At 53.9% G+C, this 4,799-nt stretch carries 4 protein-coding genes and 1 riboswitch; of the genes, 1 reads left to right on the top strand and 3 read right to left on the bottom strand.

From position 1 onward, the window contains the following. Positions 1-93: 93 nt before the first annotated feature. The 3 genes from cls to ACY692_RS14110 all read right to left on the bottom strand — a co-directional run bounded on the left by cls (position 94) and on the right by ACY692_RS14110 (position 3,980). On the bottom strand, positions 94-1,533 hold the full coding sequence (gene cls, locus ACY692_RS14120) for a cardiolipin synthase (protein ID WP_462326021.1): 1,440 nt from the start codon (positions 1,531-1,533) through the stop codon (positions 94-96). Between the two features lie 38 nt (positions 1,534-1,571). Then, complete coding sequence (locus ACY692_RS14115) at positions 1,572-2,555, bottom strand: YheT family hydrolase (RefSeq protein WP_462326020.1); 984 nt, start codon at positions 2,553-2,555, stop codon at positions 1,572-1,574. A gap of 102 nt (positions 2,556-2,657) precedes the next feature. Continuing rightward, positions 2,658-3,980, bottom strand: coding sequence for an APC family permease (locus tag ACY692_RS14110; RefSeq protein ID WP_462326019.1), 1,323 nt, complete (start codon positions 3,978-3,980; stop codon positions 2,658-2,660). Positions 3,981-4,462: 482 nt separating this feature from the next. Further along, positions 4,463-4,560: riboswitch (TPP riboswitch) on the top strand. A gap of 99 nt (positions 4,561-4,659) precedes the next feature. Between ACY692_RS14110 and ACY692_RS14105 the strand changes: the two genes are divergently transcribed. Continuing rightward, positions 4,660-4,799: phosphomethylpyrimidine synthase ThiC (locus tag ACY692_RS14105; protein ID WP_462326022.1), on the top strand; the 140-nt coding region annotated here is incomplete at its 3' end.

Here is a 4,799-nt window from a genome sequence, read left to right as displayed (position 1 = left end):
CTTGCTTAGCATGGAGGGGGCGGGGTGGCCAGTATTATTTGCCTGTCCCAGAGTCTTCCAGAGTCTTCTTCAAAGTCTTCAAAGTTTTTTTGCTCACAAAATGGGTGAGACCAATGCCGCCACGCGGACAGCGAATCTGAACAAAAAATTGCGGCCCTGATAATCGTTCAGATCGACGGGCCGGCATCTTGTCAGATCGTCCTTGAGCATGCTCTCGACTTGAGTGATAAATGATCCGCTGAAATTAAGGAGCATGATCTCAAAATTGAGACGAAAGGAACGGTTGTCCATATTTGCCGTGCCCACGGCGGCAAACGAAGAATCCACCAGGACAACCTTTTGGTGCATGAATCCCTCTTGGTATCTGTACAGCTTGATGCCCAGAGGAAGGATTTCTTCGTACCTGGCGAAAGACGCCAGATACACGGCCAGATGATCCGGTTTCTGGGGCAACAGGATACGCACGTCCACTCCACGCAGGGCGGCCAGCTTGAGGGCCGCCAGGACCCGCTGATCGGGGACGAAGTAGGGGCTGGCGATCCATATCCGCTTTCTGGCCCGATTGATGGCCTCGACAAAAAAAAGCCCGCAGGTATCCACATTATCCGCTGGTCCTGAGGCAATACTCAATGTCTCCTCGCCTTTCTGTCCGGCACGGACCATCTTCCAGGTCAACCCTTCAGGAATTTTTCCACGTGCCCAATACCAGTCTTCGACAAAAGTAAACTGGACCGCCTTGACCACCGGTCCTTCCACCCGGACATGGGTGTCACGCCAGGATCCGAACTTGCAATGGCGGGATACGTACTCGTCCCCAACATTGTGCCCCCCCACAAAAGCGACCTCTCCATCCACGACAACGATCTTGCGGTGATTACGAAAATTGATCTGGAAACGGTTGGCCTTCCCCTTGGTCGTATGGAAGGGAGCAACCATCACCCCGGCCTGCTGCAGGCCCTTGAGATATTCCACGGTCAATCCCTGGCTCCCTATCTCATCGTACAAAAAACAGACCCGGATTCCCTCTCCGGCCTTGCGTATGAGAATATCCTTGAGCTGTCGTCCCAATCCGTCGTCTTTGACGATAAAGAACTGTACCAGAAGATAGGAGGTGGCCTTTTCCATATCCGCAAACATGGCCGCAAAGGTCGCTTCTCCATTGATCAACAGATCGCAGGTGTTGTGCCGCATGACAGGCATATCCGATAAACGGACCAAGCCCTTCCATTCTTCGGCCAGCCCGTCGTCAATGGATTCTTTCTCCCTGGCCTGGCTGGCCAGACGCTCGATCACATGGTGGACGGCCCTATCCCTGGAGGTTCGAAGACGGACATACCCGTTGAACTTGTTCCGTCCGAAAACCGCGTACAAGGGCAGACTCACCCAGGGAAAAGTGACCAGCGAAATGGCCCATGCAATAGCCCCCTGTGAAGTACGCGTCCGCATGACGGCATGGGCCGCAGTCATGATACCAATGAGTTCCACAAAAGTAACCAGCCAGGCAAACAGGGTCAGTACATCTTTTTCAACCATTTATTACTCCAATGCTATCTTTAGCGGTATCTTTCCGGCTAGTTATCCATGATCTCGCGGAAAAAACATCCTGCCCGTTTTTCACCCCAATAAATATTGTCCGCTCCAAAGAGATGGAAACCCACATGGCCACCATAGTCGGGAATTTCCAAAAAAAGTTCAGGATGCTGTCCGGCGTGCGTGACAGGATAGCATGACGGAGAAAGGAACGGGTCATCCTTCGCCTGAACGACCAGGCAGGGAACGGTGATGGCGCAAAGAAACGGTCCACAGGACGCCTTGCGGTAATAATCACCCGCGTCTTTGAACCCATGGATCGGGGCCGTGTAGCGCTCATCGTACACCGAAAAGGTCCTGATGCGATCGAGCCCGGTGGTATCGATCACTCCCGGAAACATGCCCGCCTTGGTCAATACCTTCTGCCGGAGCCCCCTCATGAAGTACTCCATGTACAGCCTGTTGCCCGGCCGATCCATGACCCTGCACGCCCCGGCCAGATCGCAGGGCACGGAAAAAACGGCTGCGCCCTTAACCTCCCGGGGGACCCTGTCCGGGAACTCTCCAAGATATTTCAGGGTCTGGTTACCGCCCATGCTGAATCCAACCAGAAAAACGCGATCATACCCCCCCTTTTGGAGCATATGCAGGATGACCGTATGCAGGTCGTCGGTCACTCCACTGTGGTACATACGCAACAACCGGTTGGGTTCCCCGGAGCATCCCCTGAAGTTCAGACAGACGGCATCATACCCGCTGCGGTTCATCTCCCTGGCCATGCCCAGGGGATATTTCTTGCGGGCATTACCCTCGAGGCCGTGGCTGATGATGACTACGGTATCGGAACGGTTACCCTGTACACAATGCACATCGATGTCCAGAAAGTCGCCATCAGGAGTGTCGATGCGCTCTCGCAAGGGGGAGGTCACGGGGGTCGGCCGGAACAAGGTGGGAAAGACAGTGTGGACATGACCGTTGGTCAATGGCCAGACAGGACGGTAATCAGGAACGGGTAATAGAGGCATGGTGGTGTGGGTTGGAGATGGTGCACGTAAAAAGGGCTCGCAAGGGAGGTGACCCCACGCGAACCCTTAATGCGGTTTGGTTTAAAAAACAATGCAGAAGGGTTACTTCTTCCCGCCCTTCATGAGCATGTACCCAACTGCCAGGATCAGCAGGGAGATGATCAGGAAATGCATGAACATATCCTTTTGGATCGCTCCCCAGATAATGTACAGGGAACCGGCTCCGGCCATCAGGGGGCAGGCGAAACGGCTGAACCCGCCCAGATCGGTGAAGGTCTTCATCACCCAGATGTAGATGGAGATGTAGATGACATAGAGGAACGCAATGGGCAGCTCGGAGATATCCATGAACTGGCCCCACCAGCCCGCGAAATTGCCGTACCAGACCACCAGCCACACGCAGGAAAGGATATAGCCGAACACGGCCGAATGGATGGTACTGTTGGTGGTGGGATTGACCACGCTGAAGAAATCGGCTTTGGGTCCCAGTTTCCTGGAGGCAATGGAATACATGCCGCGGGCCGAGCCCATGATCAAGCCATTGAGGGTGCCCAGACAGGAGATGATCACAAACACGGTCAGCACTGTGCCGCTCAACCGATCGAAAATCAGGGCGATGACCCTGACAGGTGCGGCGTCGCCTTCGGCCAAGACCTGGTCGTTGGTCAGAACACCGGAGATACCCATATAATAGAGCATATAGAAACAGACCACAGCGATGGTCCCGACCACCAGGGCCCTGGGCAGGGTTCTCTTGGCGTCCCTGAGTTCCGCGTTGATGGAGGTGGCAATGATCCACCCTTCATAAGCAAAGGCCGTGGACAGGGTGGCAACGGCGAGCCCGCCGCCGGAAGAAACGGTCTGCGCGGCCTGGGCAAAATTCTCCAGGGTCTGTCCGCTGTTCAGTCCCGCAATACCGCCCACCAAAGCCACCAGGGCCAGGGGAATAAGCTTGATGACAGTGGATGTGACCTGCCACTTACCGGCAAGAATCGGGGAAAAATAGTTGAGCAAAAAGAAAGCGGTCAGGTAGACGGCCGAAATGGCCCAGACGGACCCGGGCATGCCGATGAGTCCGGCCGTGTAATTGGCGGAGACCCAGGCCAGAACGGCCACCAAAGTGGGATAATAGATGAAGGTCATGAACCAGGCGACCAGATACCCGGCCTTCTGTCCATAGGCCTCCTCGAAATAGTCGACCACACCGTTGACCCGTTCGATGCGTGTGGCGATTTTTGAGAAGACATACGCAGTGACAACCATGATGGATCCACCGATCAGCCATGCCAAAAGCGCGGTGGGCAGATCACCGCCCGAGGCCTTGAGCACGTCATCCGCCTTGAAGAATACCCCCGAGCCGATCACGATACCCACGACCATGGCGGTCGCGGTCCAGAACCCGTATTTTTTCTGAAGATTTTCCATAACGCTCTCTACACCTGTTTTTCTTGTTCTCTTCGATTGTCCCCCACTGTGATGCCGATCACATTGCAGCCTGATGCCCACCATAAAGAGATAAGGAGATTTCTTACCCTGTATTTTGTGACATCTTGCGTATGGACGTGAACCGACAGCAATGTGAGACAATCGTTTTGGAATGATGTACGCAAACAAAACCACAATGCTCTCCTTTATTTCCAGAGAGCAGAAAAATTACAAACCGGTGTTTTTTGCGCTCTTCCAGGATGAAAGTCCAGCAACATTTTCAATTTTTTGAGAAATTCCGCAACAAGCAAAACAGTTTGACGTTTTTGTGAGACTCACCCCATTGTTTGTTCTATCCAAAAATCCGAATTTTCCAAAATCCGGATTTTTCATCCCCGAACACCGGAAACGACACCAATTTTTAAGGTCTCGACCGTTCCTGCAACCTCTCCCTTTACAAGCCAGAGGCTCCGTGGCATCAAAAACGTGGCTAGGGGAGCCGCAAGGCTGAGATGGGCATGGCCCGACCCTTGGACCTGATGCAGGTAATGCTGCCGTAGGAAAGCCGGTTGAAGACATGGTTATGCCATGAACCGGACTTGCCGTGAGGCGGGTCTTTTTTTTTGGGAAAAAAATTTTCCACCACAACATTGCGTTTCTCACCCTCCAGGAGTCATCCATGACCTTTACCACCCAGATGGACGCAGCCCGCAAGGGCATTGTCACCCCACAGATGCACACCGTAGCCGCCAAGGAGAACCTGCGCGTCGAGGATCTCATGGAGCGCATGGCCAAAGGCACGGTGATCATTCCGGCCAA

The organism is Desulfoplanes sp., assembly GCF_054921335.1.
The sequence above is the reverse complement of the archived record's forward strand: the minus strand, read 5'-3'. Positions and strand labels throughout refer to the sequence as shown.